This window comes from Halorhodospira halochloris, assembly GCF_002356555.2.
GTDB lineage: Bacteria > Pseudomonadota > Gammaproteobacteria > Nitrococcales > Halorhodospiraceae > Halorhodospira > Halorhodospira halochloris.
The window spans coordinates 1,486,650-1,512,728 of the sequence record NZ_AP017372.2 but is presented as its reverse complement, the minus strand read 5'-3'; the positions used below and the strand labels follow the sequence as shown (position 1 = coordinate 1,512,728).

The 26,079-nt window shown below is 55.0% G+C and carries 24 protein-coding genes; 13 read left to right on the top strand and 11 right to left on the bottom strand.

What is annotated here, in order from left to right:
* Positions 1–513 precede the first annotated feature (513 nt).
* Positions 514–807, bottom strand: a complete 294-nt coding sequence (locus HH1059_RS06915; RefSeq protein ID WP_096409492.1) for a tyrosine-type recombinase/integrase — start codon at positions 805–807, stop codon at positions 514–516.
* Positions 764–958, bottom strand: coding sequence for a DUF4224 domain-containing protein (locus HH1059_RS14095; RefSeq protein WP_162549420.1), 195 nt, complete (start codon positions 956–958; stop codon positions 764–766). Before HH1059_RS14095 ends, HH1059_RS06915 begins: the two co-directional genes overlap by 44 nt.
* A 293-nt stretch (positions 959–1,251) precedes the next feature.
* Between HH1059_RS14095 and HH1059_RS06905 the strand changes: the two genes are divergently transcribed.
* The 7 genes from HH1059_RS06905 to HH1059_RS06880 all read left to right on the top strand — a co-directional run bounded on the left by HH1059_RS06905 (position 1,252) and on the right by HH1059_RS06880 (position 8,562).
* Complete coding sequence (locus tag HH1059_RS06905; protein WP_162549419.1) at positions 1,252–1,710, top strand: helix-turn-helix transcriptional regulator; 459 nt, start codon at positions 1,252–1,254, stop codon at positions 1,708–1,710.
* Positions 1,711–1,866: 156 nt separating this feature from the next.
* Complete coding sequence (locus tag HH1059_RS13300; RefSeq protein ID WP_162549248.1) at positions 1,867–2,019, top strand: hypothetical protein; 153 nt, start codon at positions 1,867–1,869, stop codon at positions 2,017–2,019.
* Between the two features lie 89 nt (positions 2,020–2,108).
* A complete protein-coding gene (locus tag HH1059_RS06900) occupies positions 2,109–2,321 on the top strand; it encodes a DUF6447 family protein (RefSeq protein WP_096409488.1) in 213 nt (70 codons plus the stop codon).
* A 130-nt stretch (positions 2,322–2,451) separates the two neighbouring features.
* Entirely contained in the window at positions 2,452–3,204 is a 753-nt protein-coding gene (locus HH1059_RS06895) for a SapC family protein (protein ID WP_096409486.1), read from the top strand.
* A 30-nt stretch (positions 3,205–3,234) separates the two neighbouring features.
* The gene (locus tag HH1059_RS06890) at positions 3,235–3,528 is read left to right on the top strand and encodes a CRISPR-associated endonuclease Cas1 (RefSeq protein WP_096409485.1); all 294 of its coding nucleotides are present in this window, start codon (positions 3,235–3,237) and stop codon (positions 3,526–3,528) included.
* 152 nt (positions 3,529–3,680) lie between these two features.
* Positions 3,681–5,807: a WD40 repeat domain-containing protein gene (locus HH1059_RS06885; RefSeq protein WP_162549418.1), complete on the top strand. Its 2,127-nt coding sequence runs from the start codon at positions 3,681–3,683 to the stop codon at positions 5,805–5,807.
* 622 nt (positions 5,808–6,429) lie between these two features.
* Positions 6,430–8,562 (top strand): WD40 repeat domain-containing protein, encoded by a 2,133-nt coding sequence (locus tag HH1059_RS06880; protein WP_162549417.1) that lies wholly within the window; start codon positions 6,430–6,432, stop codon positions 8,560–8,562.
* 341 nt (positions 8,563–8,903) lie between these two features.
* Here the strand turns inward: HH1059_RS06880 and HH1059_RS06875 are convergent, their stop codons facing one another.
* Together HH1059_RS06875 and HH1059_RS14145 are read right to left on the bottom strand one after the other, a co-directional pair.
* The gene (locus HH1059_RS06875) at positions 8,904–9,671 is read right to left on the bottom strand and encodes a hypothetical protein (RefSeq protein ID WP_162549416.1); all 768 of its coding nucleotides are present in this window, start codon (positions 9,669–9,671) and stop codon (positions 8,904–8,906) included.
* A 26-nt stretch (positions 9,672–9,697) separates the two neighbouring features.
* Positions 9,698–10,318 (bottom strand): hypothetical protein, encoded by a 621-nt coding sequence (locus tag HH1059_RS14145; protein ID WP_096409478.1) that lies wholly within the window; start codon positions 10,316–10,318, stop codon positions 9,698–9,700.
* A gap of 937 nt (positions 10,319–11,255) precedes the next feature.
* On the opposite strand from HH1059_RS14145, the gene HH1059_RS06860 reads away from it, so the two are divergent.
* The 5 genes from HH1059_RS06860 (at position 11,256) to HH1059_RS06835 (ending at position 16,200) form a co-directional block, all read left to right on the top strand.
* Positions 11,256–11,360 carry an AbrB/MazE/SpoVT family DNA-binding domain-containing protein gene (locus HH1059_RS06860; protein WP_231901896.1) on the top strand — a complete coding sequence of 35 codons (105 nt, stop codon included), beginning with the start codon at positions 11,256–11,258 and terminating at the stop codon, positions 11,358–11,360.
* 431 nt (positions 11,361–11,791) lie between these two features.
* Positions 11,792–13,018, top strand: a complete 1,227-nt coding sequence (locus tag HH1059_RS06855; RefSeq protein ID WP_096409475.1) for a BaiN/RdsA family NAD(P)/FAD-dependent oxidoreductase — start codon at positions 11,792–11,794, stop codon at positions 13,016–13,018.
* Between the two features lie 364 nt (positions 13,019–13,382).
* On the top strand, positions 13,383–13,577 hold the full coding sequence (locus HH1059_RS06845) for a type II toxin-antitoxin system VapB family antitoxin (protein ID WP_096409474.1): 195 nt from the start codon (positions 13,383–13,385) through the stop codon (positions 13,575–13,577).
* Complete coding sequence (vapC, locus tag HH1059_RS06840) at positions 13,574–13,978, top strand: type II toxin-antitoxin system VapC family toxin (RefSeq protein WP_096409472.1); 405 nt, start codon at positions 13,574–13,576, stop codon at positions 13,976–13,978. Before HH1059_RS06845 ends, vapC begins: the two co-directional genes overlap by 4 nt.
* 263 nt (positions 13,979–14,241) lie before the next feature.
* Positions 14,242–16,200, top strand: coding sequence for a diguanylate cyclase domain-containing protein (locus HH1059_RS06835; RefSeq protein WP_096409471.1), 1,959 nt, complete (start codon positions 14,242–14,244; stop codon positions 16,198–16,200).
* Between the two features lie 208 nt (positions 16,201–16,408).
* Here the strand turns inward: HH1059_RS06835 and HH1059_RS06830 are convergent, their stop codons facing one another.
* A complete protein-coding gene (locus HH1059_RS06830; RefSeq protein WP_231901895.1) occupies positions 16,409–17,416 on the bottom strand; it encodes a hydrolase in 1,008 nt (335 codons plus the stop codon).
* A 236-nt stretch (positions 17,417–17,652) separates the two neighbouring features.
* Here HH1059_RS06830 and HH1059_RS06825 point away from each other — a divergent pair, with 236 nt between their 5' ends.
* On the top strand, positions 17,653–18,021 hold the full coding sequence (locus HH1059_RS06825; protein WP_096409467.1) for a cupin domain-containing protein: 369 nt from the start codon (positions 17,653–17,655) through the stop codon (positions 18,019–18,021).
* Between the two features lie 309 nt (positions 18,022–18,330).
* Here HH1059_RS06825 and HH1059_RS06820 read toward each other — a convergent pair whose 3' ends face one another.
* Genes HH1059_RS06820 through HH1059_RS06795 form a run of 6 tightly spaced genes read right to left on the bottom strand, consistent with a single transcriptional unit; the run spans position 18,331 to position 25,638 of the window.
* Entirely contained in the window at positions 18,331–20,262 is a 1,932-nt protein-coding gene (locus HH1059_RS06820; protein WP_096409466.1) for an ABC-F family ATP-binding cassette domain-containing protein, read from the bottom strand.
* A 1-nt stretch (position 20,263) separates the two neighbouring features.
* Positions 20,264–21,610 (bottom strand): ATP-binding cassette domain-containing protein, encoded by a 1,347-nt coding sequence (locus HH1059_RS14140; RefSeq protein ID WP_096409464.1) that lies wholly within the window; start codon positions 21,608–21,610, stop codon positions 20,264–20,266.
* Between the two features lie 15 nt (positions 21,611–21,625).
* A complete protein-coding gene (locus tag HH1059_RS06810) occupies positions 21,626–22,393 on the bottom strand; it encodes an ABC transporter ATP-binding protein (RefSeq protein WP_231901894.1) in 768 nt (255 codons plus the stop codon).
* Entirely contained in the window at positions 22,390–23,556 is a 1,167-nt protein-coding gene (locus HH1059_RS06805) for a branched-chain amino acid ABC transporter permease (RefSeq protein WP_231901893.1), read from the bottom strand. Before HH1059_RS06805 ends, HH1059_RS06810 begins: the two co-directional genes overlap by 4 nt.
* Positions 23,556–24,431, bottom strand: coding sequence for a branched-chain amino acid ABC transporter permease (locus tag HH1059_RS06800; RefSeq protein WP_096409462.1), 876 nt, complete (start codon positions 24,429–24,431; stop codon positions 23,556–23,558). Before HH1059_RS06800 ends, HH1059_RS06805 begins: the two co-directional genes overlap by 1 nt.
* Before the next feature lie 58 nt (positions 24,432–24,489).
* Positions 24,490–25,638, bottom strand: coding sequence for an ABC transporter substrate-binding protein (locus HH1059_RS06795; RefSeq protein ID WP_096409460.1), 1,149 nt, complete (start codon positions 25,636–25,638; stop codon positions 24,490–24,492).
* Between the last annotated feature and the right edge of the window lie 441 nt (positions 25,639–26,079).

The following is a 26,079-nucleotide window of genomic DNA, read 5'->3' as shown; positions in this document are numbered from 1 at the left end:
CAGAGCCCAATTAGAGGTGGCGGTGGGGTGAATTAGCCTGTCTCATCCCGTCCTGCTGAGCAGATTCTGGACACTCTCATTGATTGAGTAGTTGAATTATCCGGCCAAGGTGGTCGCTGGTCAACACGTGCTGGGGTGCGGTAACTCTCTGGCAAATAGGGGAGCCTGGCGCAGAAGAGGTGGCACACGACGCTCAGAGCCCGGATTGGAGATATATAGCTCCGGCTACTGTGGCCCTAATAAACAAAACCGCAAAGAAAGTGAAACCTTCCTAGACTACTGATCGTGCTGTGCGCTTAAGACATTGCTTTGGCTCCTTAGCACAGGCCGCAAACTTGATCATGGATAAGCTATACGAGCATGAAGCGTGATAACTTGTCTACAAAAATGCAACCAGGCTCCTATTTATCAAAGGCTTACGTAGGGTTTTGAGTGTTTCTTTTGTAGATATCAGAAAGGCATAACCTGTGTTTTATCAGAAGTTTAAGGGCTGTTTAAGGCTCTGACTACGGATCAGAAGGTTGGGGGTTCGAATCCTCCCCGGCGCGCCAATTTACGAGCTCGGCTAACAGCTTCTCGCAACGCGTCACTCCAACCAATCCTGACCTCCTGACCTGTCTTGCCGACTCGGCATTGAATCCAATCGTCGTACAGATCCGATAAGCGCAGGTTAAGCAGATCGCCTTTGCGTAGAGCAGTCAGGTAAGCGATATCAATGATTGCCTTGATTCTTACATTAGCCACCCTGCGCAGGGCTTCAAGCTCAGCATCTTCCAGGCTCCCACTCTTGCGATGGCTTCTCTCCACCTAATCTTTCCATAACTACCTCCCGCAATACTAGCGGACGGCCATCCGGGTCTCTATCATGTGGCAGTCCCATCCTGCCAAGGGCGCGGCACTGTGCGGCGAACCGCTTCCGCCCGGTGAGCTGTCTGATTTCTCTGTCAGTTAATAGCATTTCATCCTCCGGCACAAACTCCATACGATGCTCGTTCTGTTTGCACAGAGCCTTGAGCACTTCATCTCGCGCTTTGCGTGTGGCGTATCTTTGCGGCTCCGTTCACGCATCATTTTGAGTGGTGGCAAGCTCTTCATGTCTGCTGTTGGGTCAACTCATGGTGATGACGACGCTTCCTCAATCGCGGTAAGCCCCGTGAGCATGTTTGTAACGAGCCCGATTGGTGGCATAATGTGTTTCATGAGGTGCTAAAATGGTTCATCAAAATTCATAAGCAAGTAATGATATTCATCATGAATCACAAGGACAGAAAAGGTCAAGAGCATCTGCCAAGTTACGCTGAACAGGTTTCGGTGGTGCTTCGGACTCTCCGCGCGCTTTTCAATATGAGCCAATCGGACCTAGCCAAGGCTTCGCAGGTTTCGCGACCAACCATCAATAGGGTCGAGACGCTTAGAGATGTCGACAAGGTTAGGACAAGCACACTGGAAGCATTGCTGGCGGTTTTCCGCCGCCTTGGTGTCCAGGTCCAGCTCGATGAGGGCGGGTTGGTTCTCTCGCTACCAATGGAGAGCCTGATGACGGCGATTAAGTCAGGTAGGAGTCAGGCAGATAAAGAGGATATCGTGGCTCTGATGGTCGAACTGAATAGAAATATCAGGCTCGGGGACCCTCCCGCGCTGACCCAGGAAGAAATTAGGAAGTTGAAGTACTCGAGCAAAGGCTCCCGGTCGAAGGAGTCGGAGGAGTGAAGAGTTGAACGATCGTGAATCCGGTGTACCTAAGGGTAGTCTGGAATGGCGCTTTTGTGTCAGTGGTTTTGGGGGCAAATCTCTCTTGTTCAGCCTGTTCAAGCAACATCTCTTCTAAGGGTTAAACTCGGCTTCTCATGAATAACGCGGGATCAGTTGTCCCAGCGTGAGCGAGTAAATGCGCCGTCGGGCCTGCAAGTCAAGTCGGAATTGGTTATGCGCCAGAACCATCGCGCCTGTGAGAAGCTCTTCGTAGAGTATGCAGTTCAAGCGGCAGCGGTAATTGATCTTGCAGCCTTTGATGAGTGATGTACTGCCACCTTATCAGGAACTATAATCAACAGCCGTTACAATCGTGAGCCACAGAGTTAGACCGGACATTCAACTAGGAGGAAACGATGGCTGAAGAAGAGACGCAGCAGCGTACTGTCACCATAGATGGTACCGAGTACAAGATTGATGAGATGAGTGAAAACGCCCGTCAGCAGCTAATCAACCTGCGTGTGGCAGATCAGGAGATCGAGCGGCTTAACCGCCAGCTGGCGATTACCCGCACCGCACGCCAGGCTTACGCCCGTGCGCTGCAAGGTGAATTGGGCGAATCACAATAAGCTTGTGGCAAGTTAGTTACTCCGAAGTCTCAGTGGTCAGCGATTGGCTACGAGACTTGGGGGGTATCGGTCGTTAAGATTGAATTCGTAGCCTAAACGGCGATCAAAAAACAAAACCTTCGCTGCAAGCATGACTCAAAAATCATCATTAAAGCCGTTATCATCAAACAGGCTCCGCGATACTTATTGGCAGCGGGCCCGAGGCTATTTCCACGCCGCAGAGAATCACCTCGTTCCTGTTACCAGTCGGGAATTGCCCCGTGCGGTAGGTGCTTTTCCTCTGGTGATCACTTATCAGAAATCAGGCCCGATTTTACAGGCTTTGCTAGGGGTGGAATCTGGCCGTTCAGCCTTTGTCGATTCGCGCGGACGTTGGCGGGGGGGTTATGTTCCTGCCTACCTGGGAGCCTATCCGTTCTACTTGGTAGAAACTGCGCAAGATAAGCACGTAGTGGCCGTGGATGAGGCATCCGCGGCATTACAGGCGGACGCCTATATCGGTCAGCCGCTGTTTACGGCAGATGATAAGCCTACACCGCAGTTGCAGAAGGTTATTGATTTTCTTGGCCAGGTAGCGCGCAACCGGGCGCTAACTGATAGGGCTTGTCGTAGTTTGGACGAGGCTGGAATTTTGGAGCCATGGCCTTTGGAACTTGACATCGGTAATCAGCCACGGCGGTTTAGCGGCTTGTATAGAGTCAGTGAGAAGCAATTGCATGGCCTCGAAGGCGCGGCTTTGCAGGTATTGCGTGACACTGGGGCGTTGGCATCATCTAAGGGGATCTATTATGTCCGACACCCCCACCGCAGTCGACTCTACTACAAATACAGAGCTAATCCGTTCTGGCTAAACATTGAGAGCAAGCCGTGCCATTATGCATGAGCCTGCGCTCGGCGTTTCCAGAAGGCTCGCTTGGAGCGAATCCGGACGAACTGGCTGGAGAACCGTGCCCTGCTGGATTCCGGGTTCGAGGTCGCGGGTGAGAACCTGACCCATCTCATAGATGCAAACCGCAACGCGGTGGACACGGTCAACACCAATTCCGATCTGCTGACCCTGGAGGCCCGGCTCACCAAGGAACTCTTTGGGATTGCAGCGCGAACCGTGGGCTATGGAGATTTCGCGCGGGCGAAGAGGGGCAGCGGGATGGCCCAACATCAGAACTGGGAGACTCCAGGCGCGTCTCGACTTGCGAAGACGTGTTGAACTCGGCTGTCATAACCGGTAGCTTTTACACCTATGGTACGATGTCTCTTTTAGTTACTTTATTGTTTAACGCGCTGATTATGAAGCACTTAAGGCACTACGCCAACCTCTTCGGTCTTTTTTTCTTGAATTATCCGGGTTCAGGGGGGGTTATGAGAAACAAGGCAATTTGTTTAGCTGCTTTTTTGATGCTCTCGTTTAACTCACACCTTTATGCTAGCGCAGTACCAAGCGCAAAATGGAGTGCCGAATGGGCACATAAATCAACTGTTTATAGTGTTACAGTCAAGGGTGATAGGGTCTATACTTCCGGTGATGATGGTACCGTTCGCGCAATCGATACCAAAACAGGAGCTGAAAAGTGGGTTTTTCGGGGACATGAGGATGGGACCCAGATCGCAGCTGTCGCAGCAACAAGTGACCTTGTATTTACTGCGGGTCATGATCAGACTATACGGGTGATCGATGCAGAAACAGGAGAAGAAGCTTGGGTTTTCGGAGGAATACCCGATGACTTTCAGGATGATGTGCTAGAGGATGGTGTTGCGTATAGCTTCAGTGACCAGGATGTCCATGCAAATGACATTACAGGCAGTGAAAGAGGGTGGGTGTTTGATGGACACGACGCAGAGGTAACAGGAGTAACAGTCAAGCAAGACACCGTATACAGTATCGATAAAAATGACAACATCTATGCCATAGATATTAAATCAGGGGACGGATCCAAACACGAAAGCCATACCGATGGTATCTTGCGAGATATAGCTGTTATCGATGACACCGTTTATAGCGCCTGCCGAGAAACGGTCCGTGCCATAGATGCTTCTTCGGGCACGGCAGTAAGAACGGGTGATGACGCATGGGTTTACGAACCCGAAACCGGCCGCATCAGGAGCGTTGCAGCACAGGGGGACACCGTCTACGTGGGGAGTACCGATAACACTCTCCGCGCCATCGATGCCGAGACAGGAGCCGAGCAGTGGGTCTTCGAGGAGCATTTCGGGGCTGTCCGGGACATCACAGTGGAGGGTGATACCGTCTACAGCGCCAGCTCCGATGAGACCGTCCGTGCCGTTGATGCTAATACAGCCGAGGAAAAATGGAAATATGCCGGGTATGGTGCATCAATTCGGGCGGTCGAAACAAACAATGGAACCGCGTATATAGGAGGAAGTAACGGAGAAATACAAGCTATTGATGCTAAAACCGGGGAGTATTTATGGGGCTACGCGGAACATGCAGAATATACTGAGTCAGGAGTAACATGGATAACTGACATCGCTGTGACGGATGATGCTCTCTTCGCCGCGGGAGATGACGACGGATGGATCTGGGCCTTAACTGGTGATTGGGAGTGGGTCTTCGAGGGGCATACCGATAGGGTCCGCGGCGTCGCGGTGGAGGGCGATACCGTCTACAGCGCCAGCGCCGATAACACTCTCCGCGCCATCGATGTTTATACCGGCTTACAGAAATGGGTCTTTGAGGGGCATGACCGCTCGCGCAGCGGCGTCTGGGCTGTCGCGGTTGAGGGGAATACCGTCTACAGTGGCGGCGATGATGACACCGTGCGCGCCATCGATGCTGAGACCGGCGAGGAGCAGTGGGTCTTCGAGGGGCATACCGATAGTGTCCGCGGCGTCGCGGTTGAGGGGAGCACCGTCTACAGTGGCGGCGATGATGACACCGTGCGCGCCATCGATGCTGAGACCGGCGAGGAGCAGTGGGTTTTCGATGGGCATGAGCGCCGGGTCTACGGTGTCGCGGTGGAGGGCGATACCGTCTACAGCGCCAGCGTGGCGCCATCTCTAGGCCCAGATAAAAATGTGCGCGCCATCGATGCTGAGACCGGCGAGGAGCAGTGGGTCTTCGAGGGGCATGACAGCCGGGTCTACGACGTCGCGGTGGAGGGCGATACTGTCTATAGCGCCAGCTGGGATGGCACCGTGCGCGCCATCGATGCTGAGACCGGCGACCAGGAGAGGGTTTTCGATGGGCATGACAGCCGGGAGTGGGTTTTCGATGGGCATGACAGCCGGGGCATGCGCCACGTCGTGGTGGAGGGCGATATCGTCTATAGCGCCGGCGATGATGACACCGTGCGCGCCATCGATGTTTATACCGGTTTACAGAGATGGGTATTCGAGGGGCATGACGATGATGTTTCCAGTGTCGCGGTGGAGGGTGATACCGTCTACAGCGCAAGCGCCGATGGTACCGTGCGCGCCATCGATGCCGAAACAGGAATACTGAAAATAGTTCCCAGAATCTCGTTCTGAAGAACAGTTTTACATGCTCTTCAAGGGTTTCATTATGCTTATATGTTAGATGCGGAAACTCAAATGTTTGGGATTGCTTCGGGGGGTTCAGCTGAATTCCACGGGCCGCAACTCTTTTACACGGCCACCCCGAAGTTTTCGAGAAGAGGGTGCCGGAGGCACAACCGATTCAGGCAAAAAGCAAAAATACTAAGCCATGCGTGAGATAACCGCTCTTACCCTGACAGTGCTCTAGTGTCCTGCATCAAAAAGAAGGTCCACGTCTTGCCCCTCCGACACCCCTCATCTTCTCTGGACAATATTAGGGAGTGCGCCTGATCCCGAGTGCCGTCACCCGGACCTTCTGGAAGACCAGCGCCATTTCTTCGATGCGCCGCGCCCGGGCCCTGGCCGTAAAGCTCCACTGGAGGATGGCCCAACATCAGAACTGGGAGACTCCAGGCGCGTCTCGACTTGCGAAGACGTGTTGAACTCGGCTGTCATAACCGGTAGCTTTTACACCTATGGTACGATGTCTCTTTTAGTTACTTTATTGTTTAACGCGCTGATTATGAAGCACTTAAGGCATTACGCCAACCTCTTCGGTCTTTTTTTCTTGAATTATCCGGGTTCAGGGGGGGTTATGAGAAACAAGGCAATATGTTTAGCTGCTTTTTTGATGCTCTCGTTTAACTCACACCTTTATGCTAGCGCAGTGCCAAGCGCAAAATGGAGTGCCGAATGGGCACATAAATCAACTGTTTATGGTGTTACAGTCAAGGGTGATAGGGTCTATACTTCCGGTGATGATGGTACCGTTCGCGCAATCGATACCAAAACAGGAGCTGGTAAGTGGGTTTTTCGGGGACATGAGGATGGGACCCAGATCGCAGCTGTCGCAGCAACAAGTGACCTTGTATTTACTGCGGGTCATGATCAAACTATACGGGCGATCGATGCAGAAACAGGAGAAGAAGCTTGGGTTTTCGGAGGAATACCCGATGACTTTCAGGATGATGTGCTAGAGGATGGTGTTGCGTATAGCTTCAGTGACCAGGATGTCCATGCAAATGACATTACAGGCAGTGAAAGAGGGTGGGTGTTTGATGGACACGACGCAGAGGTAACAGGAGTAACAGTCAAGCAAGACACCGTATACAGTATCGATAAAAATGACAACATCTATGCCATAGATATTAAATCAGGGGACGGATCCAAACACGAAAGCCATACCGATGGTATCTTGCGAGATATAGCTGTTATCGATGACACCGTTTATAGCGCCTGCCGAGAAACGGTCCGTGCCATAGATGCTTCTTCGGGCACGGCAGTAAGAACGGGTGATGACGCCTGGGTTTACGAACCCGAAACCGGCCGCATCAGGAGCGTTGCAGCACAAGGGGACACCGTCTACGTGGGGAGTACCGATAACACTATCCGCGCCATCGATGCCGAAACCGGTGAACCCTTCATGGTCGATGGCGAGCCGTGGGTCTTTGAGGGGCATGACGATGATGTTTATAGCGTCTCTGTGGAGGGTGGTACCGTCTACAGCGCCAGCGCCGATGAGACCGTCCGCGCCGTTGATGCTAATACAGCCGAGGAAAAATGGAAGTATGCCGGGTATGGTGCATCAATTCGAGCGGTCGAAACAAATAATGGAACCGCGTATATAGGAGGAAGTAACGGAGAAATACAAGCTATTGATGCTAAAACCGGGGAGTATTTATGGGGCTATGCGGAACATGCAGAATATACTGAGTCAGGAGCAACATGGATAGCTGACATCGCTGTGACGGATGATGCTCTCTTCGCCGCGGGAGATGATGAGGGATGGATCTGGGCCTTAACTGGTGATTGGAAGTGGGTCTTCGAGGGGCCCGGCCGGTTCTACAACGTCGCGGTGGAGGGCGATACCGTCTACGGCGCCTGCCAGCATAACAACGTGCGCGCCATCGATGTTCATACCGGCTTACAGAAATGGGTATTTGAGGGGCATGAGGGCACGGCGGCCCGTGTCCGGGATGTTGCGGTAGAGGGCGATACCGTCTACAGCGCCTCCGGCGATGATACCGTGCGCGCCATCGATGCCGAAACCGGTGAACCCTTCATGGTCGATGGCGAGCCGTGGGTCTTTGAGGGGCATACCAGCACGGTCAGGAGCGTCGCGGTGGAGGGCGATACCGTCTACAGCGCCAGCTCCGATGAGACCGTCCGCGCCATCGATGCCGAAACCGGTGAACCCTTCATGGTCGATGGCGAGCCGTGGGTCTTTGAGGGGCATACCGATAGGGTCCGCGGCGTCGCGGTGGAGGGCGATACCGTCTACAGCGCCAGCTCCGATGAGACCGTCCGCGCCATCGATGCCGAGACCGGCGAGGAGCAGTGGGCTTTCGATGGGCATGACCGGTGGGTCCACGACGTCGCGGTGGAAGGCGATACCGTCTATAGCGCTGGCGATGTCCGTGATGAAACCGTGCGCGCCCTCGATGCTGAGACCGGCGAGGAGCAGTGGGTCTTCGATGGGCATGACGATGATGTTTACAGTGTCGCGGTGGAGGGCAGTACCGTCTACAGCGCCGGCGATGATGACACCGTGCGCGCCATCGATGTTTATACCGGCTTACAGAAATGGGTCTTCGATGGGCATGACCGCTCGTTCTTCGGTGTCGCGGTGGAGGGTGATACCGTCTACAGCGCAGGCGCCGATGGTACCGTGCGCGCCATCGATGCCGAAACAGGAATACTGAAAATAGTTCCCAGAATCTCTTTCTGAAGAACAGTTTTACATGCTCTTCAAGGGTTTCATTATGCTTATATGTTAGATGCGGAAACTCAAATGTTTGGGATTGCTTCGGGGGGTTCAGCTGAATTCCACGGGCCGCAACTCTTTTACACGGCCACCCCGAAGTTTTCGAGAAGAGGGTGCCGGAGGCACAACCGATTCAGGCAAAAAGCAAAAAATACCAAACCATGCTTGAGATAATCGCCCTTTCCTTGACAGGCCTCTAGTGCCACCAACACTGACCAGAAAGGGGCCGATATCCGGGCAAATAAAAGTACGTCTCCTCTGGGTATTGGCTTTATCTGCGAGAAGGTCAGCAATTGGCACCTATCCTAATCAAGGGCTCCTGGAAAAAATCTATCCTCGACGTCGGACTCATTAACCTCGGTACCATCTAAACGACGCAACTCAGAATCGGTAACGGTCTTAGTTGCATAAAAGTTATTTTCTTGCATGGTCACTTGCCAGGATCTCACTTCAAAGTTAACGTCGAAATTTTGAAGGCGCTTTGGCTGCCCTCTTTCATCCACTGCTACGACTACGTCATAGAAAACAACGCGTATTTTTTCAGCACCCTCAAAATCATCAATTGTAGTTTCAATTAGAAATCCATATTTTCCACCCTCGGGTTGCAGATCCTCCGTGGACTCTTCGCCATATTCGATATGTTCATCATCGACAAAAACGGCATAACCAATGTCGTCTTGCCGTATCACTGTTTCAGAGTTGTTTTTGATTTCAAATATTGCCCTAATATGCGAAGACCCGTAGGTCACATTTAGAGGCACGGCGCGATACTCTGCTCTATAGTAGTCTTCAGATCCACCATTCATAGAAGCTCCTATGCTGTCCAAAAATGGCTGATCATATTCAATTACCTCTATCTTATAGCGTTGACTGGGCTCGAAGCGTCCGCCCTCTGCTTTTACAGAAACTTCAACATCTTCAACCTCTTTTGTTTTTTCTTCTTCTTCAGGGACGACATTATAAGCTAGGTGTTCGGCTTCACCGACCTCCTCACTAGAAAACTCATCATCCTGCATAGACGCGCAACCAGTTATGCACAACGCTGCCACTAAGATCGTCGTTTTTTGTTTCATGTTTTATCCTCTTTAGCCGCTAAAGGTCATACTTTTTGTTTGGGTAGACTGAAAGTTGCAGGGAATGACTCCAGGCTAATGCAAGAAAAAAGACCGAAGAGGTTGGCGTAGTGCCTTATGTCCTTCATAATCAGCGCGTTAAACAATAAAGTAACTAAAAGAGACATCGTACCATAGGTGTAAAAGCTACCGGTTATGACAGCCGAGTTCAACACGTCTTCGCAAGTCGAGACGCGCCTGGAGTCTCCCAGTTCTGGTATTGGGGCCATCCCGCTGGGCCTTGTAAACTCAGTCGAGTTTAGTCCAGACGGAGAACGGTTTGTCACGGGCTCATTCGACGACACAATGCGGCTCTGGCGGGCACGCTGAGCGATGTTTACTACGCTACGCTCCTGATGGGCGCTGTCTAGCTTTCTTTGCAGCATTTTCGTTTCCTGCTTGAGCTGATCTTCGAGCTTCTCGGCGCGCTGCTGGTAGTTGTCACGTTCGTTGCTGATTTCGTTGAAGCGTTTTATGTACTGCAGTTCTTGTCCCTTCCAGTATTTGCGCTCGCGCTCTACCTGAGCTTGCAGGTTCTCCAAGGCCTGCTGACTCTCGCTAAGGCGTTGCTCCAGGCCAAGGCGGGTCTGTTCATGCTCGGCCGCCATTGTGCGGATTTCGGCATCCTTTCTTGGCGAAGGGTAGTGGTCTCTTGGTGGGCTGTGTCGCGTTCTTGGCGCAGTTGATCGAAACGTTGATCTGCTAGCCGGCTCCAGGCGCCGATTTAGGAGCCGGACACTGGCCATGTGGCGCTGGATATCGATGTCTTCACCATGGACAACTCGAACACGCGTAAGGGGGGCGTCTCACAGACCTACGCTGGCTTTTACGGCTACTCGCCAATCGCCGCTTACCTGGGGGTAGACCCAAAAGTTGTGTCACCAGCCGCTATCTTGATTACGGAAGCCGGGCATCCACTGTCCAGATTGTTTCCGGTCTGGATGCGGCCGCCTGAAGATGGCGCGTAACACACGAGCGCTGTGAATCCTGCAGGGGCTCAGCAGCCGATCCGAACGGTAAGCATCGGCCCATTTCTGCTAAGGGAACCTCTAAAAACCTCCCCGGCGCCATTATTTGCCTCGGTGTGGAGGTCTTGGCGCCAGGGATGGCGCCATGAAGCCTCCAGGGATGGATTCACGGCGTCCTCCACACCGGGGCAGATAATGGCGCCGGGGAGGTTTTTAGAGGAACCCAACAGATCCGAGGTTAAGCATGACAACGACACATGACATCATAAAAAAGGAAATCCAGGATCTTGATTATGCCAGATGATGAGTAACCGTCGTGAGGGTCACGAGATCAGTATGCTCGCGCTGCACCTGATCCAGAACTGCATGGTCTACATCAACATGTGTTGTAATTCAACGGCAACGGACATCTTGTTCTGTTTCAGCAAATGCTGCCGCTAATTGACGGGATTCCGGGAGAGAACGTTGATATTTCGAGCCTAAGTTTAACTCGCTTTTGTATCCATGATCTGGACGAACTTCTGGCTAAGGCTACTACGGCAGCTTAGAATTAAAGGAACCTTACAGTAAGGGGAGCATGCCGATGATCGTCGTCGCCAAGATTACCGCTAAGGGCCAGACCACCATACCTGCTGATATCCGTGCCGCGCTGCAGGTCGGCCCCGGTGATCTGCTGGTTTAACTGTGCCTTCTGTGGCGCGCTGCAAGCTGTTCACCCCTCAATGAAGGATTCATCGCGACCATCGCTGCCGCATGCTGCGAGCATAGGATGTTGCCTTTTGCTCATCGTTTTAGGTCGCTAGCAGCCTGATACACTTTGTTTGGTGCCAGCGTATCTCTGCCTCTGCAGTTGTCCACAAAAGCTGTGGAAAACTCTGTGGAGAGTTTCTATCTACCTAATCATAACGGGCATTTGGCGGAACTGGTCAGTTTTTGTTCAGGCAGGCAGTAGGAACATTAAAATCAGTGGCTTATGGCTGGCATCCAGACCACAAAGTGGAACTTGCGCATTATCATAGGCTGATTATTCGTCCAAATTGCAAGCATTGAGCCTTGTGCATAACTTGCAGCGACAGATAGCCGGCTTTGAGTGTGAAGGTATTCGTTATTAATATGCAGACCATCGACCCCCATTACTACGACATCATAATCATCGGCGCCGGTGCCGCAGGCCTCATGTGTGCCGGGGTGGCTGGGCAACAGGGCGGGGGTCATCGCATACTGGTACTGGATCATGCCAACAAGCCCGGTAAGAAGATCCTCATGTCCGGCGGCGGGCGCTGCAACTTCACTAACCTGCACTGCACGGCCGAGGATTTCATCTGCGCCAACCCGCACTTTGCCAAATCAGCCCTGAGCCGTTTCACGCCTTGGGACTTCATCGCCCTGGTGGAACGTTACGGCATTCCCTATCACGAACGAGATCACGGGCAACTCTTCTGCGACCGCTCCGCTAAGGATATCCTCAACATGCTCTTGGCGGAATGCGAGAGGGCGAATGTGGAGATCCGCACCCGCGCCCCTATCAAGGATGTCCGCGTCGGCCCGCCGCATCAGGTGGATACCCCCACGGGGACCGTACAGGCCGATGCCCTGGTCATAGCCACCGGGGGTTACTCTGTTCCGTCTATTGGGGCCAGCGGGTTTGGTTTTGATTTGGCTCAGTCTCTGGATATTCCTGTGCGCTCTACGCGTCCAGGCCTGGTGCCTCTCACGCTGGGCAAGAAGGCCCTCAAGCGCCTGGAAGGCCTGAGCGGTATCGCCCTGGACGCCACGGCGAATGTAAATGGCAAGAGCTTTCGGGAGAATCTGCTGTTTACCCATCGAGGGCTGAGTGGCCCGGCGGTGTTGCAGGTGTCGTCCTACTGGGAGCCGGGGCAGTCGGTGGAGATTGATCTGTTCCCGGATGTGAATCTAGGCGATCATATCCGTAGCGTGCGCCAGCAGCGCCCGAAGATGGAATTGAAGACCCTGCTAGGAGAACGGCTCACCCGGCGGGTAGCGCAACGCTGGTGCGATCTTGGGGTGAAGAGCCAGCCCCTGGGCCAGCTCAGCGACACGGATATTGACCGGGTGGAGCAGGCCTGCCAGTCATGGCAGGTCTGGCCCTCTGGCACCGAGGGGTATCGGGTTGCTGAGGTAACTGTGGGCGGGGTGGATACGGATGCCCTGTCCTCCAAGACCCTTGAATGTCGGGCCTTTCCGGGGCTGTACTTCATTGGAGAGGTGGTGGATGTGACCGGCCACTTAGGAGGTTTTAATTTGCAATGGGCCTGGGCATCCGGCCATGCTGCGGGCTGGGCACTGGCCACTGGCGCGTCTGCTCCTGGATATCCTTAGCAAATCGGGAACCTTTCCTAATTCCTGCTTGTTGGCATATAGCTGCAAACCAAAGATCATTCACAAGTCCGGATGGTGTACCCAAGCGCGTCGCTTTTTGGTGTTGGCTGTATGGGCTGACTATGCCGCAGTACCTTCTACAATGAGTTAGCTCACATCGGTACGCTGGCTTGCATGTTCGAATGTGATTGCGCATAGGTTAACCACAGAGCCACATCCCCTCGTTATCGCCCAACCCCTGGCTCCCACGCCGGTTTGGAGCCGCGAAGCGGCGGAGAACCGGTCGCCGTGTAGCCGATTGCTATGTCCTCCACGGGGTGTTAATATGTGTATAAAATAACTCAGCAATACACATAGGTGCGATATCAGAACTAATATAGTCATTGACGATCAATTGATGGACGAAGCCCTCAAGGCCTCCGGTTGTGAAACCAAAAAAGAGGCAGTTGAGCAAGGGCTAAGGCTCCTTGTGCAAAGAAGCAAGCAGCAGCAGATTCGCAATTTGCGCGGCAAGATCAAATGGGAAGGCGATCTGGATGAAATGCGGAGTGCTAAATGATGCTGGTTGATACCAGCGTCTGGATCGACTATTTCAACGGCATCGAGAACCCACATACTGATTTGCTGGATTCCTCTATAGTCGAGGGGTCTGTCGCGATTGGCGACCTCATATTCCTGGAGATCCTGCAAGGGATTCGCACTGACAGGGAGTACCGTCAGACCAAACAAAGCCTATTGACGCTGGATCAGCATGAACTGTTTAGCAGAAAGATGGCCGGAAAATGCGCCGACAACTATCGGGCACTCCGAAAAAAAGGCATTACGATAAGAAAAAACGCGGATATCATCATCGCGACCTTCTGTATAGAGAACGACTTTCCATTACTTTTTCTGGATCGCGACTTCAAACCCTTCGTTGAGCACTTAGGCCTAGCACCAGCTCTACGCTTAAACCCTTGACAAACCAAATAATACCAAAAATTATGGCTTCAAGCTAAAGATCAATCACAGCTATTACTCCAATGGCTATCGAAAGTATTGTTGCCCCTGCTTACAAAGTGGGTTTATCCTGCACTGGAGTCTGGTGGCTAAGGAGCCTCTGAATCTACCCCAAGCCAAATTATGTCGCCACGGTGTGGATGGCGCCGTGAATTAATCCCTTGATACGGCGTGCTATGCCAAGGCCCCACTAGATTAGAGATAGCAACCGCGAGTGGCATGGCGTGGACATCCCGACCTTATTCCTGATCATCGCGTTGACCAATTTGCTGCTTGGGGCGGCAATGCTCTCCATGGCGGATCGTCCAGGCCACAGCCCCATGTGGCTGTGGTCACTCGCGGCGCTGGTTAATACCCTTGGCCACCTGGGGTTCATGTGGCACGCCAATACGCCGCATCCAGCCCTGCTGGTGATCTCCAACCTCATGCTCAGCTGCTGGCTAGCCCTGATAGCTGAGGGGTTTCGCCTTATTCAGCAATACCGTTTGCCACGCTGGTTGTTATGGGCTCCGCTACCCGTGATGGCCATCAGTCTATTGCCTATTCTGGATAATATGCAGGCTAGGGTAGTCGTGGTCTCGGCGATTTTATTCGGCCAATTGGCAATGATTCTGTTCATGTTGTTTCGTAACTGGGCAGATACTCCCGGGCGAGGTCGGGTAATTGTAAGTATCGGTCTGTCGGCTTTGCTGCTGCTTGTTGGCTATCGCTTCACAATGGCCAGCTTGGGGGGCATGGATGCCACAACCAGCATCTTGCAGGAGAATATCACTCAAATAGTCACCTTTAATGGTAGCCTGCTGTTCTACATTCTCCTCGCCCTAGGGGTCATTGTCATGACTCAGGAGCGAGCAGGGCAAATCCTCGCAGCCAGTGAAAAACGTTTCCGAATGCTGTTTGAGGAATCCCGTCAGCCACTTACCCTGATGGATCAGCAAGGCTATTTTACCGCGGCCAATCCGGCTGCCCTCGAGCAGTTTCAACTGCCTGGGCCCGACTCGCTAATAGGTAGGCCTCTGACCGATTTTGCACCGCAGCAACAGGCTGACGGGCGCTCTTCGAGTGAATACGCCGAGGATATGTGCCAGCAGACGCTGAGGTGTGGAGGATATGAGTGCGAATGGCAGTGCATTCGCCCGAATGGACAGCCCTTTGATGCGATGCTGGTACTAACAGCCATTCACTATGAAGAACATCCCATCCTGCACGTTGCCTGGAAGGATATCACCCAGCGTAAGGCTATCGAAAACCAGTTGCGCATCAACGAGCAGAAGTTTCGGACCTTCGTCGAAGACGCCAATGATATAATCTACGCCCTCAACCTGGATGGCACCTTCCAATATATTTCACCCAATATCAGTGATATACTCGGTCAGGATCCGAATGAGATCCAAGGTAGCCACTTCTCGGCAATAGTCCATCCCGATGATGTCCCTCACTGTGAGACTTTTCTCCAGGGTGTTTTGACCACTCGCAGTAAGGCGAGCGGGCTTGAATACAGGGTACAACACAAAAGATACGGCTGGCAGTGGCACGTAACTAACGCCTCGCCCTTGCTCGATAACGACAACAGTATCATGGGTATGCTGGGTATCGCCCACGATATTACTACGCGCAAGCGTGCGGAGACTCAATTCATGCACATGGCCCATCACGATGGGTTGACCCAATTGCCCAATAGGGCGCTGCTGATGGATCGTCTAGATCAGGCCATGGCCACTGCAAGTGCCAATGGTAAGATGCTGGCTTTGATGTTTATCGATCTAGACCAGTTCAAGCCGATCAATGACACTCATGGCCATGGTGTAGGTGATCTGGTGCTGCAGCAGACAGCCCAGCGCTTGCTAGGGTGTTTGCGCGACACCGACACCGTGGCTAGGATCGGTGGTGATGAGTTCGTGGTTGTGCTTCCCGAGATCAGTCGAGTAGAAAACGCCGAAAGGTTAGCTGGGATTATTCAGCATTCATTGGATAAACCATTCCATACCGATGGACTAAAGCTACATGTGTCATCCAGTATCGGTATTGCCATTTATCCTGATCATGGCAAGGATGGCGCGGAATTAACCCAAAATGCTGATATTGCCATGTATTACGCCAAGCAAAGCAATTCGCAGCGGATTCAGCTTTTTAGCTTGGAAATGCCGGATTTGATGCACCCCTCTGCGGCGCGTGAGGGGTGATGGTTTATTGTGCAACCGAATCTGGCATCACCGAGGGGAACCTCTAAAATCTTCGCCGGCGCCGCCACCATCCGCCCCGGTGTGGAGGTCTTGGCGCCAGGGATGGCGCCATGAAGCCTCCAGGGATGGATTCACGGCGTCCTCCACACCGGGGCGGATGGTGGCGGCGCCGGCGAAGATTTTAGAGGCCACCCGAGGCAGCTTATGGTTAAGGGGAGGTTTTAGAGGATACGCACTGTAACACACGGTACTCAATCCAGTCCGCGATGCGCTGATCCAACCAATAGCTATGGTAACCAGGCATGGCACCTTTAACGAAGCCTACATGACCGCCCTTTTGCGTCAGTTCCAGACTGATACCGGGGCCTAGCTCATCCTCTGTGGGGACTGCCTTTTCGGGTACGAATGGGTCATCAAGCGCATGGATAATCGCTGTCGGCTGTTCTATTCTCTTGAGCCGTTGCCGGCAACTGGCGCGGCGATAATAATCGGTACTGTCGGCGAAACCGTTTATAGGTGCTGTGATTAGGTCATCAAACTCGCGCAGACGCCGAATATTACGAATTTGCTGGGTAGTTACTGGGGCCTGAGGGCTATGCTTGAACTTGCGCTCAGCTAGGGGCTTTAGCCTGCGCAACAGATATTGCTGGTATATAACGCCAATGCCCTGTTCGAGGGCGTATGCGCACATCTGGAGATCGAATGGCACCGATACTGCCACTGCCTGGCTGAGCTTTTTGTCGGGGCGTTGGCCCAACCAGTTGAGCAGGATTGATCCACTGAGCGAGAAGCCGCAGGCCGCCAGCGGCTGCTGCGGATAGCGTCTGTGCAAGGTGTCTATTACCGCGTCAAGATCATCCCAAGCAGCAGCGTGGTATGAGCGCTGCGAGCGATTGGGCGTGTCGCCGGCTCCCCGTGCTATCATCACTACACTGCCGATACCGCGCTCGGCCAACGCAGCTATAAGCCCGCGTACGTAGCCGGAGCGCTCGTTGCCGCCTAGCCCATGGCCGATTAATGCTAGCCCCTTGCCGGGCGGTCCCCACATCAAGTCGAGAAAATCTCCATCCGGCAATTCCAGCTTTTCTGGGATCAGCTTTACCTGCGGTGCGCGCCTAAATACGGCAGGGAACATGGTTTGGCTGTGGCAACCTGGCAACCACCAGGCTGGGGAAAAACTGCCTCTTGTCATATTGTTGTAAACCTTATGCGTCACTAGAGACCTCCAAACCCGCCCCCAGGTCTGGCTGCATCTGTGTGGAGGTATAGGCGCCAGGTATGGTGCCATTAGGCCTCCAGGGATGGATCCACGGTGTCCTCCACACCTAAGCAGCTCCAGCTCAGCGGGAGGAGTTTTAAGAGGCGTCCCACTGTACTTGGGTTGTTTATGATGTCAGAATATAAACACGTTTATCGTTAGCTTGGCCAGAATAAGCAACATAAGGAAGAAAAATGAGCGAAGAGACCCGACTGACTCTACCCATCGCCCAAATGGCGCTGGAGAATGATAAATTCCGCAAGGTAGTGTGGACCGGCGAGAAGACTCAGCTGGTGGTGATGGCCATCCCCGAAGGGGAGGATATAGGTGCCGAAACACACGAGGGGCACGATCAGCTGCTCTACTTCGTAGCCGGCAGTGGCAGGGCCGAGATTGGCAGTGAGACCTACGAGGTTCAAGAGGGGGATGTCAGCATAGTTCCCTCTGGCGTCTATCATAACTTCATCAACACCGGCTCAGGGATGCTGAAGCTATACACCACCTACTGCCCGCCCGAGCACGCCCCGGGCACAGAGCACGCTGATAAGAGCGAAGACGTCTGATCACGATCATTAAGCGGTGCTAGGGCAAGGCTAATGGGAACCTCTAAAAGCCTCCCCGGCGCCATTATCTGCCCCGGTGTGGAGGACGCCGTGAATCCATCCCTGGAGGCTTCATGGCGCCATCCCTGGCGCCAAGACCTCCACACCGGGGCAGATAATGGCGCCGGGGAGGCTTTTAGAGGTTCCCTAATAATTGCCAGATAGTGCCATGGACGGCGCCCATCAGAGAACTTTACGACTAAGCTGCTTGGTTTACGCTCGCCCTCAGTGCCTGTTCTGTTGTCCGTACATAAGGGGCTTTGCGAGCAATTAGACTAACTTACGAGCTGCCTGTTCAACCTCTTCTTCGGCCTCCATCCACTCCATCTCCAGTTCTTCGCGCTGGCGCTTAAGCGCCCCTTGCTGCTGCATAAGCGCAGTGAGCCTGCCTTGGCCGTCTTGTTGCTCGTATAGCTGCGGATCGGCCAAACGCTGTTCAATCTCTTTAAGCTCTTGGTCACATTGCTCGATCTCATTGAGTAGCCGCGCAGCGCGCTCGCGCAGCGGCTTGAGAGCGGCCCGCTGTTCGGCTTCACGGCGCCGCTGTGCCTTGCGGCCGTCACCGCTGCTCTGAGATTGGCCGCCCGCCGCCTTTTCTCGGGTAGTGGATGTATTCTCACGGGCAGCCTCGCGTCGGCGTTCGGTGAGCCAGTCGCGGTAATCGTCAAGATCACCTGTGAAATCAGTAACCGTGCCGTTAGCAACCAGCCAGTAGCGGTCAACCGTAGCGGCGAGCAAACGCCGATCATGGGATATAACCACAACTGCACCAGCAAAATCCTGCAGGGCTAGACTAAGGGCGTGGCGCATCTCCAGGTCGAGATGGTTGGTCGGTTCGTCGAGCAAGAGCAGGTTAGGTTGTTGCCAGGCGATTAAGGCCAGCACAAGACGCGCCTTCTCGCCGCCGGATAGGTTACCTACCGGGGAAGTCGCCATGTCGCCCCGAAAGGCGAAGCTACCGAGGAAATCGCGCAGCCGCTGTGGTGTTGCCTGTGGCGCAATGCGCTGCAAATGCAGCAATGGACTAGCCTCGCAGTCGAGTTGCTCGAGTTGATGCTGAGCGAAATAGCCAACCTGCAGGCCGCTGGCCCGGTAGGTTTCTCCGGCGAGCAGCGGCTGTTCTCCGGCGAGGGCACGTACCAGGGTAGATTTGCCTGCCCCGTTGGGGCCTAGCAGGCCGATGCGATCTTCGTAGGCGATACTGCGGGTTACCTCGCTGAGTATAACTGCTCCAGAGTAGCCTAGTTTGGCTCCCTCCAGGGTAAGCAAAGGATTGGCTGCTTGCGGGGCAGGCGGGAAACGGAACTGGAACTGCGAGTCGGCGTAAGCCGGTGCCACCTTCTCCATGCGCTCTAAGGCTTTAATACGGCTCTGCGCCGCGCGGGCCTTGCTCGCCTTAGCGCGAAAGCGATCGATAAAACGCTGCATGTGGGCAATTTCGCGCTGTTGTTTCTCGTATATCGCCTGCTGCCGGGCGAGGTGCTCGGCGCGCTGATGTTCAAAGGCGGTGTAGCCGCCACTGTATAGATTAAGGTCGCGGTGCTCGATATGCAGCACCGAGTCGATGACATTATCTAGCAGATCCCGGTCGTGGGAGATTATGATCAGTGTTCCCGTATAGCGGCGCAGCCACTGTTCGAGCCAGAGCACAGTCTCCAGATCGAGGTGATTGGTCGGCTCGTCGAGGAGCAACAGATCTGATGGCGACATCAGGGCCTGAGCCAAGCTCAAGCGCACCCGCCAGCCGCCGGAAAACTCGGCAACACTGCGCTGGCCATCCTCGGCATTGAAGCCGAGCCCATGCAACAGCTCTCCGGCCCGGGCATGGGCGCTGTAACCGCCGACCTCCTCGTAGTTGCTGTGGGCGAGAGCTATACGCTCACCGTCACCGCTTTGCTGTGCGTCGGTTAACTCCTGCTCAGCGGCACGCAGGCGGCGGTCACCATCGAGAATAAAATCCTCTGCTGAGCGCTGCAGAGCAGGAGTTTCCTGGGCCATTGAGGCTATTTCCCAGTCCCTGGGCAGGTAGAACTCCCCGCTATCGGGGGCCAGCTCGCCGCGCAGCATACTCAGCAGGGTACTTTTGCCCGAGCCATTGGGACCGATCAGACCGACTTTATGGCCCGGGTAGATTCTCGTGCTCACCTGCTCTAACAGCGCCTCGGTGCCGCGGCGCAGGGTTATATTGCGCAGCTGAATCATATCAAAGACCTAAGTACGCCTCCCGCACCTTATCATCTGCGAGTAACTGCTCACCACTACCGGATAGCACTACCTTGCCGGCCTCGAGGACGTAGCCGCGATCGGCGATCGATAGCGCCTGCGAGGCGTTCTGCTCGACTAGAAAGAGCGTTATGCCTTCGCGGTTGAGATCGCGCAGGATGTTAAAGATCTCTTCAACAACCAACGGGGCTAGGCCCATGCTCGGCTCATCGAGTAGAAGCAGGCGCGGTGCGGCCATCAAGGCGCGGCCGATAGCGAGCATCTGCTGTTGTCCGCCGGAGAGCATGCCAGCAAGCTGATGCTGCTTTTGGCGCAGTACCGGGAAGCGGCTATAGATGTTGTCCAGATCCGTCATCACCTGCGCATCGCGCCCTCGGGTATAAGCGCCCATGAGCAGGTTATCGTGGACACTCAGATCACGAAACACCTGCCGGCCCTCGGGGATCTGTACGATTCCCTCGTGAACCCGCCGGTGCGCCGGCATGCGGGTCAAATCGTGATGGCGATAAGTTATAGTCCCGGAATCCGCCGGCTGCAGACCGGAGAGGGTCATTAGCAGGGTGCTCTTGCCGGCGCCGTTAGCACCTACCAGCGCGACTATCTCGCCGCTGCGGATAGACAGATCGACGTCATAGAGGGCCTGGATGCGCCCATACGAGGTGCTCAATGAGCTTACGGTAAGGATCTGCTCGTGTGTCTGCGGCTCGATGCGGGTCTTATGCTGGATGCCGAGGCCGCCGACATGCTCGGGGGCGATATTTATAATGTGGTGACGTAGTTCGCGGAACTCCTCGCGAACCCGCTCACCAAAGAGAGGATCGTCGTATTGATCTTTGGCTGCAGCGATCTCGGACCAGTCTGCTGGAGTGAGAAGCTCGCGCGCGCGGGGTATGAGCAGCTGCTCTTCCTGCTGAATGTGGCCACGCAGGTGAGTAGTGAAATCGCCCAAGGCGGCGCTTAGTTGCTCACGCCCCTGTGGCCAGTTGGTGACACAATCGTGCAGCTGTTGGCGCAGCCCCTGCAGGGCTTGGTGGGCGGTTAAGTAGTCCCGTTCGAGCTCATCGAGCTCGGCAAAGCTGCCGGCATTGCGCTGACGCAACCGCTCGAATAGCAGGATCTCGTTAGGGCCGCTTTGCACCCGCTCGGAGAACTGCTCAAAGTAGTCTAGGATGCTGCTGATCAGCACCTCATCGGGCTCTTCATCCCGCTCGTCAATATCCCGCTGCAAGCGGTCGAGCAGCAGGATGATGCGCCAGAGGTTGATATGCTCCTGATATATGGTGCGCGTGGCTATCTCAGCGGGATCATGCTCGTGCTGTGCGCTCATCTTTGCCCCGTCGTCTTAACTGCCCAGATAGGCGGCGATTACATCCGGATTCTGGCGTACTTGTTGCGGTGTGCCCTCGGCTAAGCGGCGACCGTAATCAAGCACGAGGATGCGCTCGGCGATCGACATCACCAGCTTCATATCGTGCTCGACCAGCACTATGCTGACCCCCTGAGCGGCGATAGCACCGATAAGCCGCTCAATCTCGGCAGTCTCGGTGGTGTTAAGGCCGGCTGCGGGCTCATCAAGAAAGAGGATAGACGGCTCGGTGGCCAGGGCGCGGGCTATCTCTAGGCGCTTAAGGGCACCGTAGGGCAGGGCGGCGGCACTCGCCTCGGCGTAGGCGGCACAGCCGACGAACTCGAGCAGGCGTAGCGACTCTTTGTGGCAGTCGCGCTCGCTGCGCCGCAGCTTAGGCAGATGCAGCATTGTGGCTACAAAACCCCGGCTTAGGTGGCGGTGACGGCCGAGCATGACGTTTTCCAGCGCACTCATGTTCATGCAGATCTGCATATTCTGGAAGGTGCGCGAGATGCCGCGCTGGGCGAGTTGTTCAGGGTAGAGTCCGTGCGCCGGCTCACCGTCGACCAATAACTCGCCGCTATCGAGGGGGTAGATGCCGGTGATAAGATTGAACAGGGTTGTTTTGCCGGCACCGTTCGGACCAATCACGGCGTAGATCTCACCGCGCCCGACGCTGAAGCTGAGCTCATCAACCGCCTGAACCCCGCCGAAGGCCTTGCTTACCTCTTTAACTTGTAGGCGAACACTACTATCCATCATGGGCCACCCTCCGATGACGATGCACCCGTGCCGCCTAGCTGTGACTTACGCTGCCGATAGCTGTGCCAGAGCCTAGAGCTGCCTGCGCTCAAGGTCGGTAGCAGACCCTTGGGCATGAAGATCATGGTCAGCATCAGCACCAGACCGAAGAGCATCATCTCGTATTGCTGGAAGTCGGCAAGCAGCTGCGGCAGTAAGGTTAGCAGGACAGCGCCGATAATCACCCCGAAGGTCGAGCCCATGCCGCCGAGCACGATCATGGTGATCAGCTCTATGGAGTGCTCAAAGGTTGCCAGCTCCGGGGTTATATAACCGGTGTAGTGGGCATAGAAGCTGCCCATAACACTCGCATAGATGGCCGCTATTACGAAAATAAGCAGCTTATAGTGAGCGGTATCGACCCCGACCACCCGCGCTGCTACCTCCGAGCCGTGCACTGCACGGAGTGCCCGTCCGATCGGGGAGTCGATGATATTTAAGGCGATCCATACTGCCACCACCAATAGCAAGACCGCGAACAGGTACCAGAGCAGCGTCCCGGAGACCGTCATGCCGAGGATACTATAATCTGAGAAGGCGTTAAGCTCGAAACCGAGGACTGCAAAAGGCTCGACAGAGGTGCCGTCAGGGCCACCGGTTAGCCAGCCCTCATTATTAATGATTATGGCGACTATGATGCCGAAGCCAAGGGTAGCCATCGATAGGTAGTGCCCTTTAAGGCGCAGTAGCGGCCGCCCGACCAGCCAGGCGATGGCGGCAGCGAGCAGCGCTGCGCAGACTAGGGCAGGGAGCGCGCCCCAGCCGTAATCACCGGTGAGGATGGCGCTGGCATAGGCGCCGATGGCGAAGAAGGCGGCGTGGCCGAGGCTGATCTGCCCGGCGTAGCCGACGAGCAGGTTCAGACCGACAACTGTGGCCGCGATCAGCGCCATCTGGGTGGCGATATCAAGGTGAAACTCGTTACTAGTCAGTAACGGGAAGGTCAGGGCAACTATAATCAGCGCCGGTAACCCGTTAATCTTGCGGGCCATCCCGGCTAACTTTGAGCCCCTGCCGGAGCTCTTGCTTCGGTGCGGATCCGGCGGCTGGTCTGGGTGCCGTGCTGATTGCCGTTTCGGTGCCTGTCCCGACTGCTGATTTGGGTCCTGGTTTGCGCCACTCATCAAACCCGCTCCGCCTCACGAGCACCAAGTAGACCGCGCGGCATGAACATCAGGATTACTAGGATAAGCAGGAAGGCTACGGCATCCTTATAATCGGAGGAGAGGTAGCCGGCGGTCATTGCCTCACTTATACCTAGCAGCAGGCCGCCGACAATCGCTCCAACACCGCTGCCGAGCCCGCCAATGGCCGCCGCAACAAACCCCTTCAAGCCGAGCATAACACCGATATCGTAACTGGTTAGGGTGATCGGGGTAGCAACCGCCCCGGCAATGGCACCGAGAGCGGCAGCGAGGACGAAGGCGAGGGTCAGCACCCATTCAACGCGCACCCCCATAAGGCGTGCGGCCTGCTTATTCATACAGACGGCCAAGGTCGCTCGTCCTACCGCAGTCTTCATGAAAAAGACCGCCAACAGCGCCACTACCACGCTCGCCACCCCGAGCACCCATAGGCTTTGGGAGTACATGACCGCGCCGAAGACCTCGATTGATGACGGCTGACTGAATGAGGGCAGGGAGTGGTAATCGCGGCCCCAGATTATCTGCGCGACACCGCGCAGGAAGATAGCCGCCCCAATGGTGATGATTATCAGTGTTACCACATCGGCCTGACGCGCCGGGGCGATGGCTAGACGGTGCAGGAGCATGCCGAGAATCGCTGCAAGAAGCACCGCTAGGGCGATTGCTAGGGCCAACGGCACACCGGTGGCGAACAGTGCCACAGTGGCCATGCCGCCGATCATCAGCATCTCGCCCTGGGCAAAATTAATCACATGGCTGGCGTTATAGATGATGGTAAAGCCGAGGGCGATCAGGGCATAAGTAGCCCCGATCGTCACCCCGGCAAGCAGGTACTGGAGAAATTCGGCGAACATTTATGGCCTCGGTTAATCGCAAGTCAGGCGATGAGCAAGCGCCGGCTTCAGGAGCCGCTCAATCAATCAACTCCCAGCGTCCATCGCGCACCTCTAGCAGGCGGAACGATTCAGGTTCCAGGCCGTTGTGATCCTCTGGGGTGATGTTGAAGATACCGGTTACACCGGCAAAGTCTTCAGTCTGCTCTAGGGCATCGCGCACCTGAGCAGGCTCGGCGCTTCCCGCCCGCTCCATGGCTGCAACCGCCAGCATTAGTGCATCATAAGCGTAGCCGCCAAAGGTGGAGACCGACTCCTCCCAGCGCTGCTCATATTCCTGCTTGTAGCCCTGAACCACTGCCTTTTGCGGATCGTCATCGGGCAGGGCATCCGGCACCAGCAGCGGTGAGGCGGGCAAGCGAACCCCTTCGCCGGCACTGCCGACTAGCTCCAGAAAACGATCAGAGGCGACCCCGTGCGACTGATAGAGTGGCAGATCTATGCCTAGGTGCTCATAATTACGGGTGACAATCGCCGGCCCTTGACCGAAACCGAAGTTGAAGATGGCCTCTACCTCGTCGTTATTATTAATGCGGGTAAGTTGCGAGGTCATGTCGGTATCGTCGGGACCGTAGGTGCGATCGGCGACGATCTCAATGCCGTAGTCGGCAGCTATCTCTTTGGTTTGCTCCCGCCCTGAACGCCCGAAGCTGTCGGTACCGGAAATCAAACCGATGCGCTCTATGCCTTCGTTTTGCATGTCTTGGAGTATCCGCTCCGCGGCCATGCGGTCGGTCTGCGGCGTCTTAAATACCCAGTCTCGCACCGGCTCGGTGATCTCTATTGCCCCGGCCATAGAGATGAAAGGAATCTCGGAGCGCTCAGCAAGCGGAACCGCGGCCATGGTGGTGCCGGTAGTCGTGCCGCCAATTAGAAAATCGACGTTATCGGAGCGCAGCAGACGATTTGCGTAGCGGCGTGCCTCGGAAGCCCTGCCGCCATCATCGTAATGGATGAGCTCTAACTCACGGCCAAGGACTCCGCCCTCGGCGTTTATTTTCTCAACATACATCTCCAGCGTTTTCAGCTCCGGATCGCCGAGCAGCGAAGCCGGTCCAGTCGCGGAGACAAAGGCACCGATGCGGATCGGATCTTCAGACCCCTGATCGCAACCTACTCCAATAAAAGTGCCAGTAAGCAAGACGGCAATGGCGGTTAGTTTTCGCATGGGCTTACCCTCTTTAGCGGCCAGCGGGGTAGTAGTTATGGGACTAGAGCCATTGATCAGGCAAGCTAGCAGCCACAAAACGCGCTAATCAAACCACAATCAGGGCTGTGAGCCAAGAGGGGGCTTGCAAACCTATCCCGGAGCCATTATTGCCCCGGTGTGGAGGACGCCGTGAATCCGTCCCTGGAGGCTTCATGGCGCCATCCCTGGCGCCAAGACCTCCACACGGGGCAAATAATGGCTCCGGGGCAGGCCTTAGAGGTGTCCGTCCGCTCTTAAAGTCTCAAAGGGCCAGGCACTCCACCAGGGCTACTCAAATACTCAAAGGGCCAGGCACTTTAAGAAGAGTCCCTCACCTCAAAGTGCCTGGCCCTTTGAGGGACTTTGAGGTATTCACTTTATCGTGGCCACTTGGTCATGGGGCTAGCCTGGAATAAACTG

Excerpts from the sequence above, each read along its gene's own strand:
- HH1059_RS14095 (WP_162549420.1), bottom strand. The coding sequence starts at position 958 with ATGCTATTAACTGACAGAGAAATCAGACAGCTCACCGGGCGGAAGCGG.
- HH1059_RS06905 (WP_162549419.1), top strand. The coding sequence starts at position 1,252 with ATGAATCACAAGGACAGAAAAGGTCAAGAGCATCTGCCAAGTTACGCT.
- HH1059_RS06900 (WP_096409488.1), top strand. The coding sequence starts at position 2,109 with ATGGCTGAAGAAGAGACGCAGCAGCGTACTGTCACCATAGATGGTACC.
- HH1059_RS06895 (WP_096409486.1), top strand. The coding sequence starts at position 2,452 with ATGACTCAAAAATCATCATTAAAGCCGTTATCATCAAACAGGCTCCGC.
- HH1059_RS06885 (WP_162549418.1), top strand. The coding sequence starts at position 3,681 with ATGAGAAACAAGGCAATTTGTTTAGCTGCTTTTTTGATGCTCTCGTTT.
- HH1059_RS06880 (WP_162549417.1), top strand. The coding sequence starts at position 6,430 with ATGAGAAACAAGGCAATATGTTTAGCTGCTTTTTTGATGCTCTCGTTT.
- HH1059_RS06875 (WP_162549416.1), bottom strand. The coding sequence starts at position 9,671 with ATGAAACAAAAAACGACGATCTTAGTGGCAGCGTTGTGCATAACTGGT.
- HH1059_RS14145 (WP_096409478.1), bottom strand. The coding sequence starts at position 10,318 with ATGGCGGCCGAGCATGAACAGACCCGCCTTGGCCTGGAGCAACGCCTT.
- HH1059_RS06860 (WP_231901896.1), top strand. The coding sequence starts at position 11,256 with ATGCCGATGATCGTCGTCGCCAAGATTACCGCTAAGGGCCAGACCACC.
- HH1059_RS06855 (WP_096409475.1), top strand. The coding sequence starts at position 11,792 with ATGCAGACCATCGACCCCCATTACTACGACATCATAATCATCGGCGCC.
- vapC (WP_096409472.1), top strand. The coding sequence starts at position 13,574 with ATGATGCTGGTTGATACCAGCGTCTGGATCGACTATTTCAACGGCATC.
- HH1059_RS06825 (WP_096409467.1), top strand. The coding sequence starts at position 17,653 with ATGAGCGAAGAGACCCGACTGACTCTACCCATCGCCCAAATGGCGCTG.
- HH1059_RS06820 (WP_096409466.1), bottom strand. The coding sequence starts at position 20,262 with ATGATTCAGCTGCGCAATATAACCCTGCGCCGCGGCACCGAGGCGCTG.
- HH1059_RS14140 (WP_096409464.1), bottom strand. The coding sequence starts at position 21,610 with ATGAGCGCACAGCACGAGCATGATCCCGCTGAGATAGCCACGCGCACC.
- HH1059_RS06810 (WP_231901894.1), bottom strand. The coding sequence starts at position 22,393 with ATGATGGATAGTAGTGTTCGCCTACAAGTTAAAGAGGTAAGCAAGGCC.
- HH1059_RS06805 (WP_231901893.1), bottom strand. The coding sequence starts at position 23,556 with ATGAGTGGCGCAAACCAGGACCCAAATCAGCAGTCGGGACAGGCACCG.
- HH1059_RS06800 (WP_096409462.1), bottom strand. The coding sequence starts at position 24,431 with ATGTTCGCCGAATTTCTCCAGTACCTGCTTGCCGGGGTGACGATCGGG.
- HH1059_RS06795 (WP_096409460.1), bottom strand. The coding sequence starts at position 25,638 with ATGCGAAAACTAACCGCCATTGCCGTCTTGCTTACTGGCACTTTTATT.